Source organism: Priestia sp. MDV22-iso46 (assembly GCF_058629175.1).
The window spans coordinates 2,309,771-2,325,997 of the sequence record NZ_JBZVWT010000001.1; the positions used below are offsets into that span (position 1 = coordinate 2,309,771).

17 protein-coding genes are annotated in these 16,227 nt (G+C 39.1%); 8 read left to right on the plus strand and 9 right to left on the minus strand.

Features of this window, described 5'->3' with window-relative positions; translation table 11 throughout:
* Window positions 1-5: 5 nt before the first annotated feature.
* A complete protein-coding gene (locus AC4NPH_RS11680; RefSeq protein WP_013055384.1) occupies window positions 6-314 on the minus strand; it encodes a metal-sulfur cluster assembly factor in 309 nt (102 codons plus the stop codon).
* A gap of 235 nt (window positions 315-549) precedes the next feature.
* Here AC4NPH_RS11680 and AC4NPH_RS11685 point away from each other — a divergent pair, with 235 nt between their 5' ends.
* The 3 genes from AC4NPH_RS11685 (at window position 550) to AC4NPH_RS11695 (ending at window position 2,398) form a co-directional block, all read left to right on the plus strand.
* Complete coding sequence (locus tag AC4NPH_RS11685) at window positions 550-1,362, plus strand: Cof-type HAD-IIB family hydrolase (protein WP_050691042.1); 813 nt, start codon at window positions 550-552, stop codon at window positions 1,360-1,362.
* Between the two features lie 118 nt (window positions 1,363-1,480).
* Entirely contained in the window at window positions 1,481-1,633 is a 153-nt protein-coding gene (locus AC4NPH_RS11690; protein ID WP_013055382.1) for a hypothetical protein, read from the plus strand.
* A gap of 3 nt (window positions 1,634-1,636) precedes the next feature.
* The gene (locus tag AC4NPH_RS11695; protein ID WP_013055381.1) at window positions 1,637-2,398 is read left to right on the plus strand and encodes a DUF3813 family protein; all 762 of its coding nucleotides are present in this window, start codon (window positions 1,637-1,639) and stop codon (window positions 2,396-2,398) included.
* Between the two features lie 37 nt (window positions 2,399-2,435).
* Here AC4NPH_RS11695 and AC4NPH_RS11700 read toward each other — a convergent pair whose 3' ends face one another.
* The gene (locus AC4NPH_RS11700; protein WP_025749916.1) at window positions 2,436-3,275 is read right to left on the minus strand and encodes a YitT family protein; all 840 of its coding nucleotides are present in this window, start codon (window positions 3,273-3,275) and stop codon (window positions 2,436-2,438) included.
* A gap of 256 nt (window positions 3,276-3,531) precedes the next feature.
* Between AC4NPH_RS11700 and AC4NPH_RS11705 the strand changes: the two genes are divergently transcribed.
* Window positions 3,532-4,392, plus strand: coding sequence for a DegV family protein (locus tag AC4NPH_RS11705; RefSeq protein ID WP_013055379.1), 861 nt, complete (start codon window positions 3,532-3,534; stop codon window positions 4,390-4,392).
* A 52-nt stretch (window positions 4,393-4,444) separates the two neighbouring features.
* Window positions 4,445-4,576, plus strand: a complete 132-nt coding sequence (locus AC4NPH_RS11710; RefSeq protein WP_013055378.1) for a DUF3941 domain-containing protein — start codon at window positions 4,445-4,447, stop codon at window positions 4,574-4,576.
* Between the two features lie 34 nt (window positions 4,577-4,610).
* On the opposite strand, the gene AC4NPH_RS11715 is transcribed toward AC4NPH_RS11710, so the two are convergent.
* On the minus strand, window positions 4,611-5,474 hold the full coding sequence (locus AC4NPH_RS11715) for a CvfB family protein (RefSeq protein WP_013055377.1): 864 nt from the start codon (window positions 5,472-5,474) through the stop codon (window positions 4,611-4,613).
* Between the two features lie 255 nt (window positions 5,475-5,729).
* Between AC4NPH_RS11715 and AC4NPH_RS11720 the strand changes: the two genes are divergently transcribed.
* The 3 genes from AC4NPH_RS11720 (at window position 5,730) to AC4NPH_RS11730 (ending at window position 8,742) form a co-directional block, all read left to right on the plus strand.
* Entirely contained in the window at window positions 5,730-6,221 is a 492-nt protein-coding gene (locus tag AC4NPH_RS11720; protein ID WP_013055376.1) for a YajQ family cyclic di-GMP-binding protein, read from the plus strand.
* A gap of 140 nt (window positions 6,222-6,361) precedes the next feature.
* Window positions 6,362-7,225, plus strand: coding sequence for an SDR family oxidoreductase (locus AC4NPH_RS11725; protein WP_013055375.1), 864 nt, complete (start codon window positions 6,362-6,364; stop codon window positions 7,223-7,225).
* A gap of 104 nt (window positions 7,226-7,329) precedes the next feature.
* Window positions 7,330-8,742: a sigma-54 interaction domain-containing protein gene (locus AC4NPH_RS11730; RefSeq protein WP_029324706.1), complete on the plus strand. Its 1,413-nt coding sequence runs from the start codon at window positions 7,330-7,332 to the stop codon at window positions 8,740-8,742.
* 27 nt (window positions 8,743-8,769) lie between these two features.
* On the opposite strand, the gene AC4NPH_RS11735 is transcribed toward AC4NPH_RS11730, so the two are convergent.
* From AC4NPH_RS11735 to AC4NPH_RS11760, 6 genes are all read right to left on the minus strand, one after another.
* Entirely contained in the window at window positions 8,770-10,188 is a 1,419-nt protein-coding gene (locus tag AC4NPH_RS11735; RefSeq protein WP_013055373.1) for an amino acid permease, read from the minus strand.
* A gap of 23 nt (window positions 10,189-10,211) precedes the next feature.
* Window positions 10,212-11,891 (minus strand): M20/M25/M40 family metallo-hydrolase, encoded by a 1,680-nt coding sequence (locus tag AC4NPH_RS11740; RefSeq protein ID WP_097813402.1) that lies wholly within the window; start codon window positions 11,889-11,891, stop codon window positions 10,212-10,214.
* A gap of 103 nt (window positions 11,892-11,994) precedes the next feature.
* Complete coding sequence (locus AC4NPH_RS11745; protein WP_491938721.1) at window positions 11,995-13,200, minus strand: ornithine--oxo-acid transaminase; 1,206 nt, start codon at window positions 13,198-13,200, stop codon at window positions 11,995-11,997.
* Window positions 13,201-13,223: 23 nt separating this feature from the next.
* Complete coding sequence (gene pruA, locus AC4NPH_RS11750) at window positions 13,224-14,771, minus strand: L-glutamate gamma-semialdehyde dehydrogenase (RefSeq protein ID WP_013055370.1); 1,548 nt, start codon at window positions 14,769-14,771, stop codon at window positions 13,224-13,226.
* A 173-nt stretch (window positions 14,772-14,944) separates the two neighbouring features.
* A complete protein-coding gene (locus AC4NPH_RS11755) occupies window positions 14,945-15,076 on the minus strand; it encodes a hypothetical protein (RefSeq protein ID WP_255256005.1) in 132 nt (43 codons plus the stop codon).
* A 74-nt stretch (window positions 15,077-15,150) separates the two neighbouring features.
* Window positions 15,151-16,185 (minus strand): LacI family DNA-binding transcriptional regulator, encoded by a 1,035-nt coding sequence (locus AC4NPH_RS11760; protein ID WP_013055369.1) that lies wholly within the window; start codon window positions 16,183-16,185, stop codon window positions 15,151-15,153.
* Window positions 16,186-16,227 lie beyond the last annotated feature (42 nt).

The window sequence follows — 16,227 nt, forward strand, 5'->3', positions numbered from 1 at the left end:
TTTTCTTATTGAACACCTAATGCAATTTTAGCGTAGCGCGTCATGCGATCTTTATCCCATGGCGGATTAAATGTGATATTCACTTCTACATTTTCTACTTCTTCAAGCGAAATTAATTGTTTTTTCACTTGTTCGCCAATCACACCAGCTAGCGGGCAGCCGATAGAAGTTAACGTCATCGTCACGATAACCGTGTTGTTCTCTTCCATTTCTACACCATACACTAAGCCTAAATTTACGATATCAACGCCAAGCTCTGGATCAATTACTTCTTCTAGTGATTCCATGATTTTATCTTCTAACTGTTTATCCATATTCATTCTCCTTTCTTTTACTTCCGTAATTATCTTCACGTATTAAATATACCCTTAAACAATTTATCGTAAGCAATCAATAACTATGTCTTACACCGTAACAAGACAGCTTTTGCATGTCAATCGTTCTGCTTTGCTCCTAAGGAAAAGTTGTGTAAAATATGGGAATACAAGCATGAATATTAGTAGAATTCAATATAATCGTATAACTACTTCAATTTAAAAGGAGCCCTATATGAGAAACGATCAACACTTAATCGCCTTAGATCTGGATGGAACATTGTTAACGAATGAAAAAACCATTTCACCTACAACAAAACGGGTATTAGAAAAAGCCAAACAAGAAGGACATATTGTAATGATTGCAACTGGTAGACCTTATCGTTCCAGTGCTATGTATTACAGCGAATTAGATTTATCCACGCCTATCGTAAACTTTAACGGAGCGCTTGTCCATCACCCCCTTCAGCCTGATTTCGGCACGCATCACGAACCTTTAAACCGCCGCACTGTCCATGACATTGTGACAGCTATGCAAGACTATCGCATCAACAATATCATGGCAGAAGTACAAGATGATGTGTATCTTCATTTTGAAGATCGAAAATTAATGGATGTACTTAGCCTAGGGGATCCTAAATTACAAACGGGTGATTTGCGTCATACGCTGCAGCACGATCCAACGTCTATTTTAATTCACGCAGATGAAGAACATGTACAAGATATACGCTCTCACCTTTCAGATGTTCATGCAGAAGTACTAGAACATAGACGCTGGGGAGCACCTTGGCATGTCGTTGAAATTGTAAAAAAAGGACTTAATAAAGCTGTAGGTCTTGAGCGCGTAGCTAATCATTATCAAATTCCACGCGAACGAATTATTGCGTTTGGAGATGAAGACAATGATTTTGAAATGATTAAATTTGCAGGACACGGTATCGCCATGGAAAATGGTATTAACGAATTAAAACAGCTAGCACGTGAAGTAACAAAATCGAATGAAAATGATGGTATTGCTTATTATTTGGAAAAAACGTTAAATTTATAACTTAGCTTTTTTTGAAAAGCAAGGTAAATTTTTATCGCTATCATTTTTTTTATTTAGCACACACTATAACCGACACTTCTTAAGGTGTCGGTTTTATTTATATTACGAGGAGGAATTTATGATGGGCAGAGGCAATCGATCAAAACGTTTTGTGAAACAAGGTGCAGATGCAGTTCAAAAACATGATGAACGAATTCCTTATCATATGACTATGGCAGAGGCAGAAGCATTTCAAGCTCAGCAGCGCCAAACTCCTCATGGAGGACAGTAACTTATGAAAAATTCACTTTTTGGTCAAGTAAAAGATGCGATTCGAAATGCAGTATCCGGCCATTCAGAAGATCAGCTTCACCGTCAAAAGCACGGCAATGGTGAGCTTGATATTTCAGAAGGCGTATTAAATAGTATTGCTTCTAACGCTTCTCCTGAGGAGCAAGAGCAGCTGAAGCAATTCCAAAACTCATTGCATCAAGCGTATGATACAGATGGAGAATCACATTCACAAGAGAAAAGCGCAGACATTACGTCTGATACGCTGTCTCATATCGTTCAGAATGCTTCTCCAGAAGAGAAGGCACAGCTTGAACAGCTTCAAAACACTTTAGAAGGCGGTCAGTCTCACGCTCACGGTAAAGCTCACACGTCCAGTGAAAGCGTGGCAGCTGATATATTATCTCATGCACAGCAAAATGCTTCTCCTGAAGAAAAGAGCCAGCTTGAACAGCTTCAAAGCACTTTAGAAGGCGGTCAGCCTCATGCTCACGGTGAAGCTCACACGTCTAGTGAAAACGTAGCAGCTGATATGCTGTCTCATGCACAGCAAAGCGCTTCTCCTGAAGAACAAGCTCAGCTTCAGCAGCTTCAGAATACATTGGGAGCTGCTGGTCAAAATCATCAAACGTCTCAGGCTCATACGTCTGCAGCTTCTGATGAAAACATTGCAGCTGATATGCTGTCTCATGCGCAGCAAAATGCTTCTCCTGAAGAACAGGCTCAGCTTCAAGAACTTTCTAATGACTTAAAAGGTACACATTAATACAAAGGGTCCAGGTAATTAATACCTGGACCCTTTTTTAATCCTTGCGAAACAAACCAAAGATTCCCGTTGTCTGAACGATATTAGTAAATGCTTTAGGATCTACCTCTTTAATCACTCGTTCCAAGTCAAATAATTCATATCTGGTCAAAACAATCATTAGCATTTCTTTATCTTCGTTTGTAAAGCCGCCTTTAGCCGGCACCGCCGTAATCCCTCGCACGAGTTTGGCGTGAATCGCCTTTCTTAGCTCCACTCCTTTTTTCGTTACGATCATTGCTGTGAGTTTGACATGACGCGTATGAATAACATCAATGACGCGAGTAGTTGTATAAAGTGTCACAAGCGTATAGAGTGACTTCTCAGCCCCATATAAAAGACCTGCTAGCACGATAATAATTGCGTTTAATATGAACATATAAGTGCCAATTGGTCGGTCTTTTACTCGAGACAAAATCAGGGCAATAATATCGAGCCCACCAGTTGAAGCTCCAAATTTTAACGTAATTCCTACCCCTACCGCTAAAATAACGCCTCCAAAAACTGCGTTAAGGATGATGTCTTTAGAAAGTGCTTGAATAGGAATAATTCCAAGAAACAAAGTTGTTGCAGCAACGCTGATAAAGCTGTAAACAGTAAATGACTTCCCAACTTTTTTCCACCCTAAAATAGTTACAGGAATATTTAACAACAACAGCAGCACTCCCGTGGAAATAGTAAAAGGGGTGTAATCTGTCACGATACTCGATACAAGCTGCGCTACTCCTGTAAAGCCGCTCGAATATACATTAGCAGGTATCAAAAACAAGTTGAGCGCAAGCGCATTCAATAATGCTCCTACCAAGACGACTATCGCTTTTTTTGTTTCAAGCCACATATTCAAATGACCGACCTCCGCTTTTTTAAAACTTCTTACTCTCCTATACCCATTTATAAAATGAATAAAGTCAGCATCTTTAAAATAGTTAGTACATATAGTATGTACGATTTGGCAGAATTAAAAAAACTTATTCAAAAATTGTATTTTCCTCAAAGTGCTTATACACTAATACTATGTCGTATATAACGCTTCTCAATGTTTATACATCAAATTCATTTAATATTTTATAAATGCAATTAGGAAGGTGACATTTATGTCAATTAAACTTTTAACCGATAGTGCAAGCGATTTGCCTTTATCCTTTTTTCAAGAAAATAACGTTGGCTTTTTACCGCTTCGCGTAAGCCTGGATAATCAAGAATTTTTAGATCTACAAACGATTGAGCCAGCTTCTGTCTACGAAGCCATCCGTAAAGGCAAGATGCCAAAAACATCTCAAGCGGCTCCAACTACTATGTATGAAGTCTTTGAGGACATAGCTAAATCAGGTGATTCTTGCGTTTATTTAGCTTTTTCTTCAGAATTATCCGGTACATATCAAACAGCAATGATGATTCGAGAAGAACTCCTAGAAAAGTATCCCGATTTCCAATTAGAGATAATCGATACGAAATGTGCATCTCTTGGCCAGGGAGTAGTTACTTATTATGCAGCACAATTACTACAACAAAACCTCTCACTAGTAGAGATGACAGAAAAAATAAAACAATATGCGCTGCATATGGAACATATTTTTACGGTCGATGACTTAGATTTTCTTGCTCAAGGAGGACGCGTGAGCAAAGCTTCTGCTTTTGTAGGAGGTCTGCTTAATATTAAGCCGCTGCTTCATGTGGAAGATGGAAAATTGATTCCAATCGAAAAAATCCGCGGCCGTAAAAAAGTATTTAAGCGCATGCTTGATGTAATGGAAGAGCGAGGAAAAAACCTCTCTTCTCAAACCATTGGAATTAGCCATGGAGATGATTTAGAAACAGCTCTTCAGCTGAAAGAGATGATTCAAGAACGTTTTGGGACCAAACATTTTATTATTAATATTATTGGTGCAGCCATAGGTTCTCACTCTGGCCCAGGGACGATTGCAGTCTTCTTTTTGAACGAAACCATCGAATAATTTAAAGAGGTCAGGGCATTCTAAAGGTACGATCAAAAAGGGGTGTATCACAATGCCAAAAACGAGCGATAACGATAAAAAAGCAAAAGATAATAACGCAAAGCTTCACGAAAAGAATCTGCAAGCTAAGCATAACCGTGAGCTTGGAAAACATTCATTTTCTAAAAAAACTGATCACTTATAAAAAGAAGCCGCTGAATTTTCAGCGGCTTCTCCTTTTAGTTTTCTTCTTTTTTAAAATATGTCCATCCTTCTTCTTGATAAACTTTTCCTTCTTTCATCAGTTTACCAAGCGCACGTTTGAACGCAGCTTTACTCATATTAAAGCGCTCGCGAATATCTTCCGGATAGCTTTTATCCCAAAATGGCATAACGCCACCGCGGCTTTCCATGTAATCGTATAGTACTTGTGCATCTTCATCCATGCTTTCTTGCTTGCGCGGAAGAAGCGATACGTTTAGCGTTCCGTCTTCTTTTACATTAATTACGCGGCCTGTTACATACGTACCAAGCTTTGGTTCTTTGCGTCTCTCGCTTTCATGAATAAATCCAACATATCCTTCATCTGTCATAATAAATGAACCTACGCGCAGTACGCGATAGATGTATCCGCTCACTTCACGATTAAAAAGTTCGGGCGGAGCATCTAATGCCATTGCTTTCATCACATCGTCTGTAGCAATTTTTCCGTACATCTTACCGCGCTTTGAAATCTTCATTGTACAGTAAACCTTGTTTCCGACTTCTGGCCACAGATCTTCTAGCGCAGGTAAGTCTGTTGAACCAATTAACATATCTTTGTTCATGCCGATATTTACAAACACGCCCAAACCTGGATTAACATCTACGACCTCGACCCACTCATAAACACCTTCTTCAACAAGAGGTAAGTGCATCGTTGCCGTTAAACGGTCATGCTGATCAAGGTATAGAAAAACTTCTACTTCTTCTCCTTCAGCAAGTTCTCTTGTTGTTTCATTTTTATGTAGCAAAATTTCTTCTTCACCTTCTGCTAACATATAACCAATCGGCGTTTCCCGGTTTACTGTTAAATACGCTTTCATCCCAGCTTCTACATTCATCGTTCTATCCATCCTTTATATAAATTAGTAGTGACTATTCCGTCACCACATACCTTCTCACTTTGCATCGAACAGCATTTTAAATTTCAAATCAACTTAAATGCATGCATTGTTTAAAAAAGCTGCTTCTATAGCTTACAACAAAAAGCATAACTTGTATTGTATCAATTACCGGCTCTCTATTCAATATCAGTTGTATACAGTTTGTGTTTTATTTATAATAAAAGAACAAACTCTTTACATATGGAGGTTATTATGGCTAAAGATAGTTCATTTGACATTGTGTCACAAGTCGATTTATCAGAGGTAACAAACGGCATTACCATGGCAACAAAAGAAATTAAAACCCGCTACGATTTTAAAGGCAGTAAAAGCGAAATCTCGCTTGAAAACGAAGAGCTTGTTCTTATTTCTGATGATGAATTTAAGCTTGAACAGTTAAAAGACGTATTGATCTCTAAGCTTATTAAACGAGGCGTACCTACACGCAATATCTCATATGGAAAAATTGAGAACGCCTCTGGAGGAACGGTTAGACAACGCGCCAAGCTAATTCAAGGTATCGACAAAGACAACGCTAAAAAGCTAAATACAATTATTAAAAATACTGGTTTAAAAGTAAAAAGCCAGATCCAAGATGATCAGCTTCGCGTAAGCGGTAAAAATCGTGATGACCTGCAGCAAATTATTTCAGCTATTCGCAGCGCTGATTTACCTATTGACGTACAATTTATTAATTACCGCTAAAAAAATGGATGCCCCGGCATTCATTTTTTCTTTTAAAGCCTTTTTTTATTCGTTCAGGCTTATTCCTATGCATAGATACACTTTCTTAACAAATACTAGTATACGCTTACATACTCATATTAATTAAGGAGTGTATACCAATGAATCAAAATCAAAAACAAAACTTCCCTCCTCAGCATCAGCAAACTCAGCCAGGTATTGAGAAAGATATGCATCCAATCCCTACCTCTATCGCTCCAGACTATAAGGCAAGCGGAAAATTACAGAACAAAGTAGCCATTATCACCGGAGGAGACAGCGGCATTGGACGTTCCGTCGCTTATCATTACGCTAAAGAAGGCGCAAATGTTGTCATAACCTATCTTAATGAACATGATGATGCAAATGAAACCAAAAAACAAGTTGAACGAATGGAAGCTTCTTGTTTATTGCTTGCTGGTGATATAGGAGATGAGCATTTTTGTCAAGAAGTCGTCTCAAAGGCCATTCAGACTTTCGGAAAAATAGACATCTTAGTCAATAATGCAGCTGAACAGCATCCTCAAAAAAGTATTACGGATATTACGACTGAACAGCTTACTCGTACGTTTCAAACGAATATTTTTTCAATTTTTCATCTCACCAAAGCTGCATTGCCTCATTTAAAACAAGGAAGCGCTATTATTAATACAACGTCTGTGACAGCTTACCATGGGCATGATCAGCTGATTGATTACTCTTCAACCAAAGGTGCTATCGTTGCTTTTACACGTTCTTTATCAGCTTCGCTCGCAACAAAAGGCATTCGCGTAAACGGCGTAGCTCCGGGACCCATTTGGACACCTCTTATTCCGTCTACGTTCGACGAACAGCAAGTTGCGACATTTGGGTCTAATACACCTATGAAACGGGCAGGACAGCCTTCTGAGCTCGGACCGGCCTATGTATACTTGGCAAGCTCTGATTCTTCTTATATGTCCGGGCAAGTTCTGCACATTAATGGGGGATCCATTGTAAACGGATAACATTTCTCTTCGGTCATTCATTTATTTTTATGTGGAAACACTATCAGAATTCAGTTATTTTTGTTTAAATAGAGATATGAACACCGCTAAAGGAGAGTATTTGAATGACCGATACATTAAGCACTCTTAAACATATATATGAAACCATTTTAAATAAAGTCGATGCCGGTATCCATGCGGTCGATGAAACAGGAAAAACTATTATTTATAATGAAAAGATGACAAAGATGGAGCTGATGGATGAACAAGACGTTTTACATAAAAACTTGTTAGATGTGTTTATGTTCAAAGAAAATCAGCAAAGCACACTTGTACAGGCGCTGCAAAAAGGAAAAGAAACGGTTAACGTCAAGCAAACGTATTTCAACAATCAAGGACAAGAAATCACGACGATTAATAATACCTTCCCTATTTTAAAAGACGGGGTCATTCAAGGAGCGGTTGAAATTGCTCAGGACGTGACGAAACTAGAGCGTCTAATCCGGCAAAACATTAGGCAAAAAGGAAACACACGCTTTACGTTTGATAGCATCATCGGAAGCAGTCAAGCGGTTCACGATGTGATTGAAGATGCCAAGCGTGCAACTAGAACTCCTTCTTATGTCTTAATTATTGGAGAAACAGGAACAGGGAAAGAACTGTTTGCTCAGAGCATACATAATGGCAGCAGCCGCTCTTCTGCTCCTTTTATTTCACAAAACTGTGCTGCGCTACCGGATAATTTAATTGAAAGCCTTTTGTTCGGTACGAAACGCGGAGCTTTTACAGGTGCAATGGATAATCCTGGTCTTTTCGAACAAGCGCAAGGAGGCACATTACTGCTAGATGAAATCAACTCGTTAAACCCAAATCTTCAGGCTAAGCTTCTTCGAGTGCTGCAGGAAAAAACCGTACGAAGAATTGGGGATACAGTGGACAAACCGGTTAACGTTCGAGTGATTGCGAACATGAATGAAGATCCAATCGATGCAATTGCAGAAAACCGATTACGCAAAGACTTATATTATCGACTTGGCGTCGTGACGCTTTTTATTCCTCCTCTTCGTGAACGAAAAGAAGATATTATTGAATTGACAAAGTTTTTCATCAAAAAATACAATGATTTGTTTCAGATGAATGTAAAAACCGTAGATCACCAAGTCATGTCTTCTTTTCTCTCTTATGACTGGCCAGGGAACGTACGGGAATTAGAACACATTATTGAAGGTGCAATGAACTTGGTAATGGACGAAGATGTTATTCACTATTCTCACCTTCCTTTCCAATACAGAACGAAGTTCCAGCTAAAGCAGCATGAACATTTTGAAAATAAAGCAAGCAGTGACGCACCTTCTTATCCAAGCGCTTTTCACCCTTCTCTTCCTTTAAAGGAACAGCTGTTAGCGTTCGAAGCAGAATGTATTAAACAAACGCTTGAACAACACAGACACAACATCTCAAAAAGTGCTAAGATACTAGGGCTGACCAGACAAAGCTTGCAGTATCGTATGAAACGATTAAACATCCGCTCTAAATAAAAAAGAAGTGCACAGTGCACTTCTTTTTTATTTTGCTTTATAAACCGGTGAATCCGATTGTTTTTGATCAATATTTTTCTTGATTCCTACGTGATAATACACGTAGAGTACAATGATTAAAGGGACACCACAGTAAAGACCAATTCGTTGATCCGGAATAAAAATTAAGCTGATTAATACAAGTCCATACAAACAAAAACCTAGAATAGGAACGAACGGATAAAGCGGCGTTTTAAATTTCAGTTCCTTTATGTCTCCTCCTTCCGCTAAAAAACGACGGCGGAACATAAATTGAGAGGCACAAATGGACATCCAAACAATAATGGTCACCATTCCTGAAATCGAAATAAACCAAAGATATACGGTTTCAGCAGCCACGATGCTTGTAATCAACGAGCACCCTGAAATAATCATTGTCACAATTAATGCGTTAATTGGAACACCTTTTGAAGATAATTTCTTCAAAGATTTTGGCCCCATATTGCTGTTTGACAGTGACCAAAGCATACGAGAAGCAGCATAAACGCCGGAGTTCGCCACTGATAGAACGGCTGTTAAAATGACAAAGTTCATGATATCCGCTGCGTATGGAATGCCAATTTGATCTAATACGGCAACAAACGGACTTTCAATGACGCCTGCTGTTTTGTATGGCAGAATAGAGACTAAAACAAACATAGCTAACACAAAGAAAAACAGCGTTCTCCAAATGACGTTTCGAATAGATCTCGGCAACGTTTTCTCAGGACTTTCACTTTCTCCTGCTGCAATGCCGACAAGCTCCGTTCCTTGAAACGAAAAGTTAACCGTTACTAAAGTCAATAGAACTGCCAGTATTCCATTTGGAAAAAGACCTGCACCTTGCGTGAAATGCGAAAGAAACGGTGCGGGTTCTCCTCCCTTGAAGTCGATAAAACCAAAGACAGCAGCTCCTCCAATTAAAATAAATAGAATAATAGCCGTAACTTTAATACTCGAAAACCAAAACTCAGTTTCAGCATAGCTTCGAGCAGAAAGAGCGTTAATTAAAAATGTAATGACGCCAAAAATCAAGCACCAAGACCATACAGGTACATCAGGAAACCATCTCTGCATTAAAATTCCTGCTGACGTAAATTCAAGCCCTGTCGTATTTGCCCAGCTGAACCAGTACAGCCATCCAATCATAAAGCCTGTAGAAGGTCCTAAAAACCTTGTAGCGTATTCTTGAAAGGAACCTGAAACCGGCATTGCTACCGCTAGCTCTCCTAAACAAAGCATAACTAAGTACATGAGGAAGCCGCCTATTATATATGCAAGAATGGCTCCTCCCGGCCCTGCCTGGCTAATAGTAAAACCCGAACCTAAAAATAGGCCTGTTCCAATCACGCCTCCTAACGCAATCATAAATAAATGTCTGCTTTTCATTGTTCTCTGTAATTGGTTTTGTTCTGTATGTCTATTCATCGGTACCTCCGTTCTTCATTTTCTTATATGTGGTTTGTACAAGCATGCCTACTTTTTAGCATCTGAACAGTTGTTTCTTGAATTAACTTAGGAAGAACTCCGAACGAATAAGGCTTATACACTCGCTCTGTCCACTTATGTCCGTCTTTCCCATATACTCCTATATTGATGGACGGAATATTTAACTCTCGAATTTCACGGAAAGGAATCGCCCCTGCAATCCCCCACCCCGGAAAGTTACGTGTAAAAGCATCGATTTCCTCATCTGTCTCATGAAGAGATAAAAAGCTGCCATCCGCTAGGTAGGGAAAAAATTTTTTAAACTGAAACGTCTCTCCCGTCTGTTTTCCAACCTTCTCCACAGCTGCTTGCAAGGGATAAAGAAGCTGCTGATCTCTGCTTTCGTCTTTCTTCAAGTGATTATGAGGCAAGTAAGGCGGTGCAAAAAAGACAATTACGCGCGGACTTTGATGCGGATCTAACTTTTGAAGTTCTTCAATTACTTTAAAGCACCTTGTTCTAAGTTCTAAATGCGCATACTGTTCGAAAGCTCGTTCAATACAAGCCTGAGCATTTATCCCTTTTTGATCCAATTCTTCCAGGTAATCTTCCAAACTCACAACATCCACTTTCCAAGACAAGTTTCGCTTTGGTAAATTCGTTCTCCGAACAAAAAGTTCGTAATAATCAGAAAGTTTTTTCTCCACTTTTTCACATGCTTCGATTGATAATCCAATTAATTGACTCATCACTTCTTTTGCCGTTCGTTCATAGATGAAATAGTTAAAATACAAATGACTGCTTACAGCAGTTTGCACATTATAAGCCTCTTTATTATCTCGTTGATACAGACAGGAAGGTGGCAGTACCAGCTCTCCTTCAATATTTTCAGCTAGATTAATATTGTTATGGATGCTTCCCGTAATCTCAGATGCAATCAAATTAGGATCTATACCAGCAAGCGTATCTCCTACGTGTACCTCCCTTCCGTAAATATAAAAACATGGAAGCAGTTTCCCAGCGGCTCCTGTATAAATATAGCGCGTGGAATCTCCATCGTAAAGAGGTGTAATAAAGTCGGTATTAATCGCTGCTACATATGAAAGATTTTTTTCTTTTTTCAAACGGTTCAGTTCAGAAACAGCAGAAATAATTCCAGCATGCTGACTTTCCTCATCTGGGTTGACCATAAAAAGGACGTTTCCTTCTAATTTATTTAGATGCTTAGTAAAATGCAGCACATTGGCTAAATGTACAGCAATTCCACTTTGCATATCAACGGCTCCTCTTCCAAACATCCATTCACCTGAGCGAGCATCTCGCTGTACATCTTCATTAATGTTATGCATAGAGAAATAGCGCTGAAGTTCTTCTGGGTCTAATGCTATGTCTTTTAATGGACCAAAATCTTCAATGCCAACCGTATCTAAGTGAGCGTGATAAATCATTGTTTGAGCATTTTTTTTGCTGCCTTGAATAAAAGCAAATACATTTTTTCTACCTAGCGTATCGCCATTAATTTTCTGTTCCCAAACGTGAAGGGGATTTTCTTTGAAATAAGGAAAACTTTGAAGCGTGTTTTTAATGAAATCAGCAATCTTTACTTCGCCGCTTGTCCCATTGATACTTTTGATTTTCACTAACGCTTTTGTTAAACATTCAACTTGCTCTTCCATGCTTAGCTGTGAGAGTTGGATATACACTTCTATTCCTCCTGCCTATCAAATAAAAACGTCATTTAGCTGCATATGAATAAAAATAGTACGATATATACATATCGTACTATTTTTATTTATTTTAAACCGATTACTCAGCAAATACTTTTTCAATTCGTTCAATTGCCCAGTCTAACTCTTCTTTTGAAATCGTTAGCGGCGGAGCAAAACGAATAACCGTACTGTGCGTTTCTTTACAAAGCAAACCTTGGTCTTTTAATTTTTCACAATAAGGACGAGCTTCTTCGTGTAATTCTACCCCGATGAATAGACCTCGGCCGCGCACTTCTTTAATAACTGGATTGCTTAAGCTTTGGAGCTTCTGCTTGAAATAAGAACCTAATTCTAATGAACGCGCTGGAAGTTCTTCATCTTCAATTACTTCCAAAGCAGCTAATGATACGGCACAAGCAAGCGGGTTTCCTCCAAATGTTGAACCATGAGAGCCAGGGTTAAAGACACTTAAAATGTCTTCGTTAGCGACTACGCAAGAAATAGGGAAAACTCCTCCTCCAAGCGCTTTACCTAAAATCAGCATATCTGGTTTTACGCCTTCCCAATCACAAGCAAACATTTTGCCTGTACGCGCTAAGCCAACTTGGATTTCATCAGCAATAAATAGCACATTATGTTCTTTACATAAATCAGCTGCAGCTTTTAAGAAGCCTTCTGGAGGTAAAACGATACCTGCTTCACCTTGAATTGGCTCAATTAAAAATGCAGCTGTATTTGGTGTAATAGCAGCTTTTAACGCTTCTAAATCACCATAAGGAATGGTTTGAAGCCCTGGAAGCATCGGTCCAAAACCACGTTGATATTCTGCTTCAGACGATAAGGAAACAGCTGTCATTGTACGACCGTGGAAGTTGCCCACACATGCGATGATTTGTGCTTGATTTTCAGCAACGCCTTTCACATCGTAAGCCCAGCGGCGTGCAGCTTTAATGGCTGTTTCCACCGCTTCTGCTCCCGTATTCATTGGAAGAGCCATATTTTTATTTGTTAATTTACAAACCTTTTCATACCATGGACCAAGCTGATCATTATGAAACGCTCGTGACGTTAACGTTACTTTATCAGCTTGACGTTTTAATGCTTCAATAATTTTCGGATGACGATGTCCTTGGTTAACAGCGGAATAAGCACTTAGCATATCCATATATTTATTATTTTCTGGATCATGTACCCATACGCCTTCTGCCTTTTCAATTACAATCGGCAGCGGATGATAGTTGTGTGCCCCAAATTTTTCTGTTTGTTCAATGATTTTCACCGTTTTTTGTGTTTCAGTTGTCATATTTACTCCTCCTTATTTTCCAATTAGAATGTTTCAGATGTTGTTTTTGCTTGCATGTGAAGAACAAGATAATCCGGTCCGCCTGCTTTTGAATCCGTTCCTGACATATTAAATCCGCCAAAAGGCTGGTAACCAACAATCGCTCCCGTACATCCTCTGTTAAAATACAGATTTCCAACATGGAACTCTTCACGAGCGCGCTCAATATGCTCGCGGTTGTTTGATAATAAAGCGCCTGTTAATGCATATTCTGTATTGTTTGCAATCTCCATCATATGATCAAAATCTCGCGCTTTAGAGAATGCTACTACCGGACCAAAAATTTCTTCTTGCATGAGACGAGCTTTTTCATCTACATCCGCAAAAATAGTTGGCTGAATAAAGTATCCAGTTGAATTGTCTGCTTCTCCTCCCGCAACAAGCCGTCCTTCTTCTTTTCCAATTTCAATATACGATAATACTTTGTTATACGACGCCTCGTGAATAACAGGTCCCATATAAGTTGAAACTTCTTCCGGGGTTCCAACAGTTAATGTTTTTGTTAGCGCAACTGCTTTTTCAAGCACTTCATCATACACATCTTGATGCACAACAGCACGCGAACCAGCGGAGCACTTTTGCCCTGCAAAACCAAATGCAGAGTATACGATTGAAGAAGCAGCTAAATCAAGATCCGCATCTTTGTCTACAACCACCGTATCTTTTCCCCCCATTTCAGCAATAACGCGTTTTAGCCATTTTTGGCCCGGCTGTACTTTTGCTGCTCTTTCGTAAATGCGGCAACCTACTGCGCGCGAGCCGGTAAATGAAACAAAGCGTGTTTTTGGATGTTCAACTAAGTAGTCACCGATTTCAGGTGTAGCACCAGGAATAAAGTTTAATACGCCTTTCGGTAAACCTGCTTCTTCCATTACTTCTACAAATTTCGCTGCTACTACAGGAGTGGCATCAGCTGGCTTTAATAAAATCGTGTTGCCTGTTACGATAGCTGCTACTGCTGTTCCAGCCATGATAGCTAACGGGAAGTTAAATGGTGAAATGATAATACCTACGCCAAGCGGAATATAATTGTACTGATTATACTCACCGTCTCGACTCTGTACTGGAGAACCATCTTTTAACGTCAGGACTTGACGTGCATAGTACTCTAAAAAATCAATTGCTTCTGCTGTATCAGCATCTGCTTCGTTCCAAGGCTTTCCTGCTTCTTTTACAAGATAGCTAGAAAATTCATGCTTTCTGCGACGGATGATGGCCGCTGCACGGAAAAGAATATCTGCTCGATGTTCTACTTTCCATTTTTTCCACGTTTCAAAAGCTTTTAAAGCTGACTGCATCGCTTGCTCTGCTAGATCTTTATTTACTGTAGAGACATATCCAATCACTTCTTTTATATTCGCTGGGTTAACAGACGTAATTTTCTCTTCAGTTTCCACTTTTTCACCGTCGATCACAAGTGGGTACGTTTTGCCAAGCTGTGTATTTACATATGTTAATGCTTCTTGAAATGCCTTTTTATTGTTTTCTTCCTTAAAATTTGTAAATGGTTCATGAGAATAAGAAACTACCATGATATATACCTCCTAGTATGCAAATCTTTGTTTACTTTATAGTTATGCAAATAGCGTGCCAACTTTTAATAAAACTTTACAGCCTATTTGTCATCAAGGTTTTCATCACTTATATCATTCTTTCTTTTTGATAAAGGAAAAAATAATTGGCATATGTATATTTTTTTTGCACTTTAAATGCCAATATCTTTGGCATAAAGAATATATTGAGACATACCTAAATCAACCCAATCAACAGCTAAGAAGCAGCTACCTACGTTTACCCTCCCAACGAAAAAATCCGAACAAGTTTGATTCTCCATCAAGAATCAAACTCGTTCGGATCTTCCCTTCAACTACAATACTTTTGTTCCAGCCTCTTTTCTATTTGTATATAAAGTTATCTCTTCGTCATTTGAATAGTTTTACAGGACTGTCTTTTAATCATTTTGTGAGGAACGCGCACTTGTTCTGCAACAGCATATGGCGTTTCAATCTGCTTAATCAAGCAGCGTACAGCCTGATAACCAAGTTCAAAAATATTAATATCAATAGATGTGAGAGCAGGTCTAGCCATTTCGGCGATCAGAACATTATTAAAACTGACAATCGAAATGTCTTCAGGAACTGAAATCCCCATTTCATCCAATGTATTTAAAACGCCTAATGCCATTAGATCGTCTGCTACTACCAGAGCCGTTGGACGTTCTTTTAGAGATAAAAGTTCGCAAACAGCTTCTTTTCCTCCCTTCTGTAGAAATTCTTCATGAATCACATACTCGTCCCGGTAAGGAATGTTTGCTTTTTGAATCGCTTTATCATAGCCTGTTAAACGGTCAATGGTAACGACTAATTCAAGACTTCCGCCAATAAAAGCAATACGCTCATGCCCAGATTCAATTAAATATTCCGTCGCTTCTTTTCCAGCTTTAAAATTATCATTATCAACAAACGTGATGCTTTCACTATGTTTAAACGGCTTTCCAATAACTACAAACGGCACGCTCTGTTCTTGCAAATAAGAAAGTACTTGATCATCAACTTTGGAGTACAGCAAAATTAATCCATCCACTCGTCTCCCCTGTACCATTTGAACAACTTCTGCAAAAATCTCTTCTTCCGTTTCTCCAGTGGACATATAAATCGCTCTTTTGTTTTCGTGAGCTCCGGTGCTGATTCCTCTTAGCACTTCGGGAAAGAATGGATTTTGAAACACCTTGTCTGCTGAGCTCGGCATCACTAGGCCGACTGCCTCTGTCGTTTGATTTGCTAGACTTCGCGCAATAATATTTGGGTGATAACCAAGTTCTTTCATAGCCGATCGCACGCGCTGTTTTGTTTTTTCACTAATTCTTGAGCTGTCTGCAATGACGCGAGATACCGTCGAAGGGGCTACATTTGCTAAATTTGCCACATCTTTTATTGTTACACCCATAATTCCACCTCTTAATTATGTTTTCTTCATTAATACTTATCC

Excerpts from the sequence above, each read along its gene's own strand:
- AC4NPH_RS11680 (WP_013055384.1), bottom strand. The coding sequence starts at position 314 with ATGGATAAACAGTTAGAAGATAAAATCATGGAATCACTAGAAGAAGTA.
- AC4NPH_RS11685 (WP_050691042.1), top strand. The coding sequence starts at position 550 with ATGAGAAACGATCAACACTTAATCGCCTTAGATCTGGATGGAACATTG.
- AC4NPH_RS11690 (WP_013055382.1), top strand. The coding sequence starts at position 1,481 with ATGATGGGCAGAGGCAATCGATCAAAACGTTTTGTGAAACAAGGTGCA.
- AC4NPH_RS11695 (WP_013055381.1), top strand. The coding sequence starts at position 1,637 with ATGAAAAATTCACTTTTTGGTCAAGTAAAAGATGCGATTCGAAATGCA.
- AC4NPH_RS11700 (WP_025749916.1), bottom strand. The coding sequence starts at position 3,275 with ATGTGGCTTGAAACAAAAAAAGCGATAGTCGTCTTGGTAGGAGCATTA.
- AC4NPH_RS11705 (WP_013055379.1), top strand. The coding sequence starts at position 3,532 with ATGTCAATTAAACTTTTAACCGATAGTGCAAGCGATTTGCCTTTATCC.
- AC4NPH_RS11710 (WP_013055378.1), top strand. The coding sequence starts at position 4,445 with ATGCCAAAAACGAGCGATAACGATAAAAAAGCAAAAGATAATAACGCA.
- AC4NPH_RS11715 (WP_013055377.1), bottom strand. The coding sequence starts at position 5,474 with ATGAATGTAGAAGCTGGGATGAAAGCGTATTTAACAGTAAACCGGGAA.
- AC4NPH_RS11720 (WP_013055376.1), top strand. The coding sequence starts at position 5,730 with ATGGCTAAAGATAGTTCATTTGACATTGTGTCACAAGTCGATTTATCA.
- AC4NPH_RS11725 (WP_013055375.1), top strand. The coding sequence starts at position 6,362 with ATGAATCAAAATCAAAAACAAAACTTCCCTCCTCAGCATCAGCAAACT.
- AC4NPH_RS11730 (WP_029324706.1), top strand. The coding sequence starts at position 7,330 with ATGACCGATACATTAAGCACTCTTAAACATATATATGAAACCATTTTA.
- AC4NPH_RS11735 (WP_013055373.1), bottom strand. The coding sequence starts at position 10,188 with ATGAATAGACATACAGAACAAAACCAATTACAGAGAACAATGAAAAGC.
- AC4NPH_RS11745 (WP_491938721.1), bottom strand. The coding sequence starts at position 13,200 with ATGACAACTGAAACACAAAAAACGGTGAAAATCATTGAACAAACAGAA.
- pruA (WP_013055370.1), bottom strand. The coding sequence starts at position 14,771 with ATGGTAGTTTCTTATTCTCATGAACCATTTACAAATTTTAAGGAAGAA.
- AC4NPH_RS11760 (WP_013055369.1), bottom strand. The coding sequence starts at position 16,185 with ATGGGTGTAACAATAAAAGATGTGGCAAATTTAGCAAATGTAGCCCCT.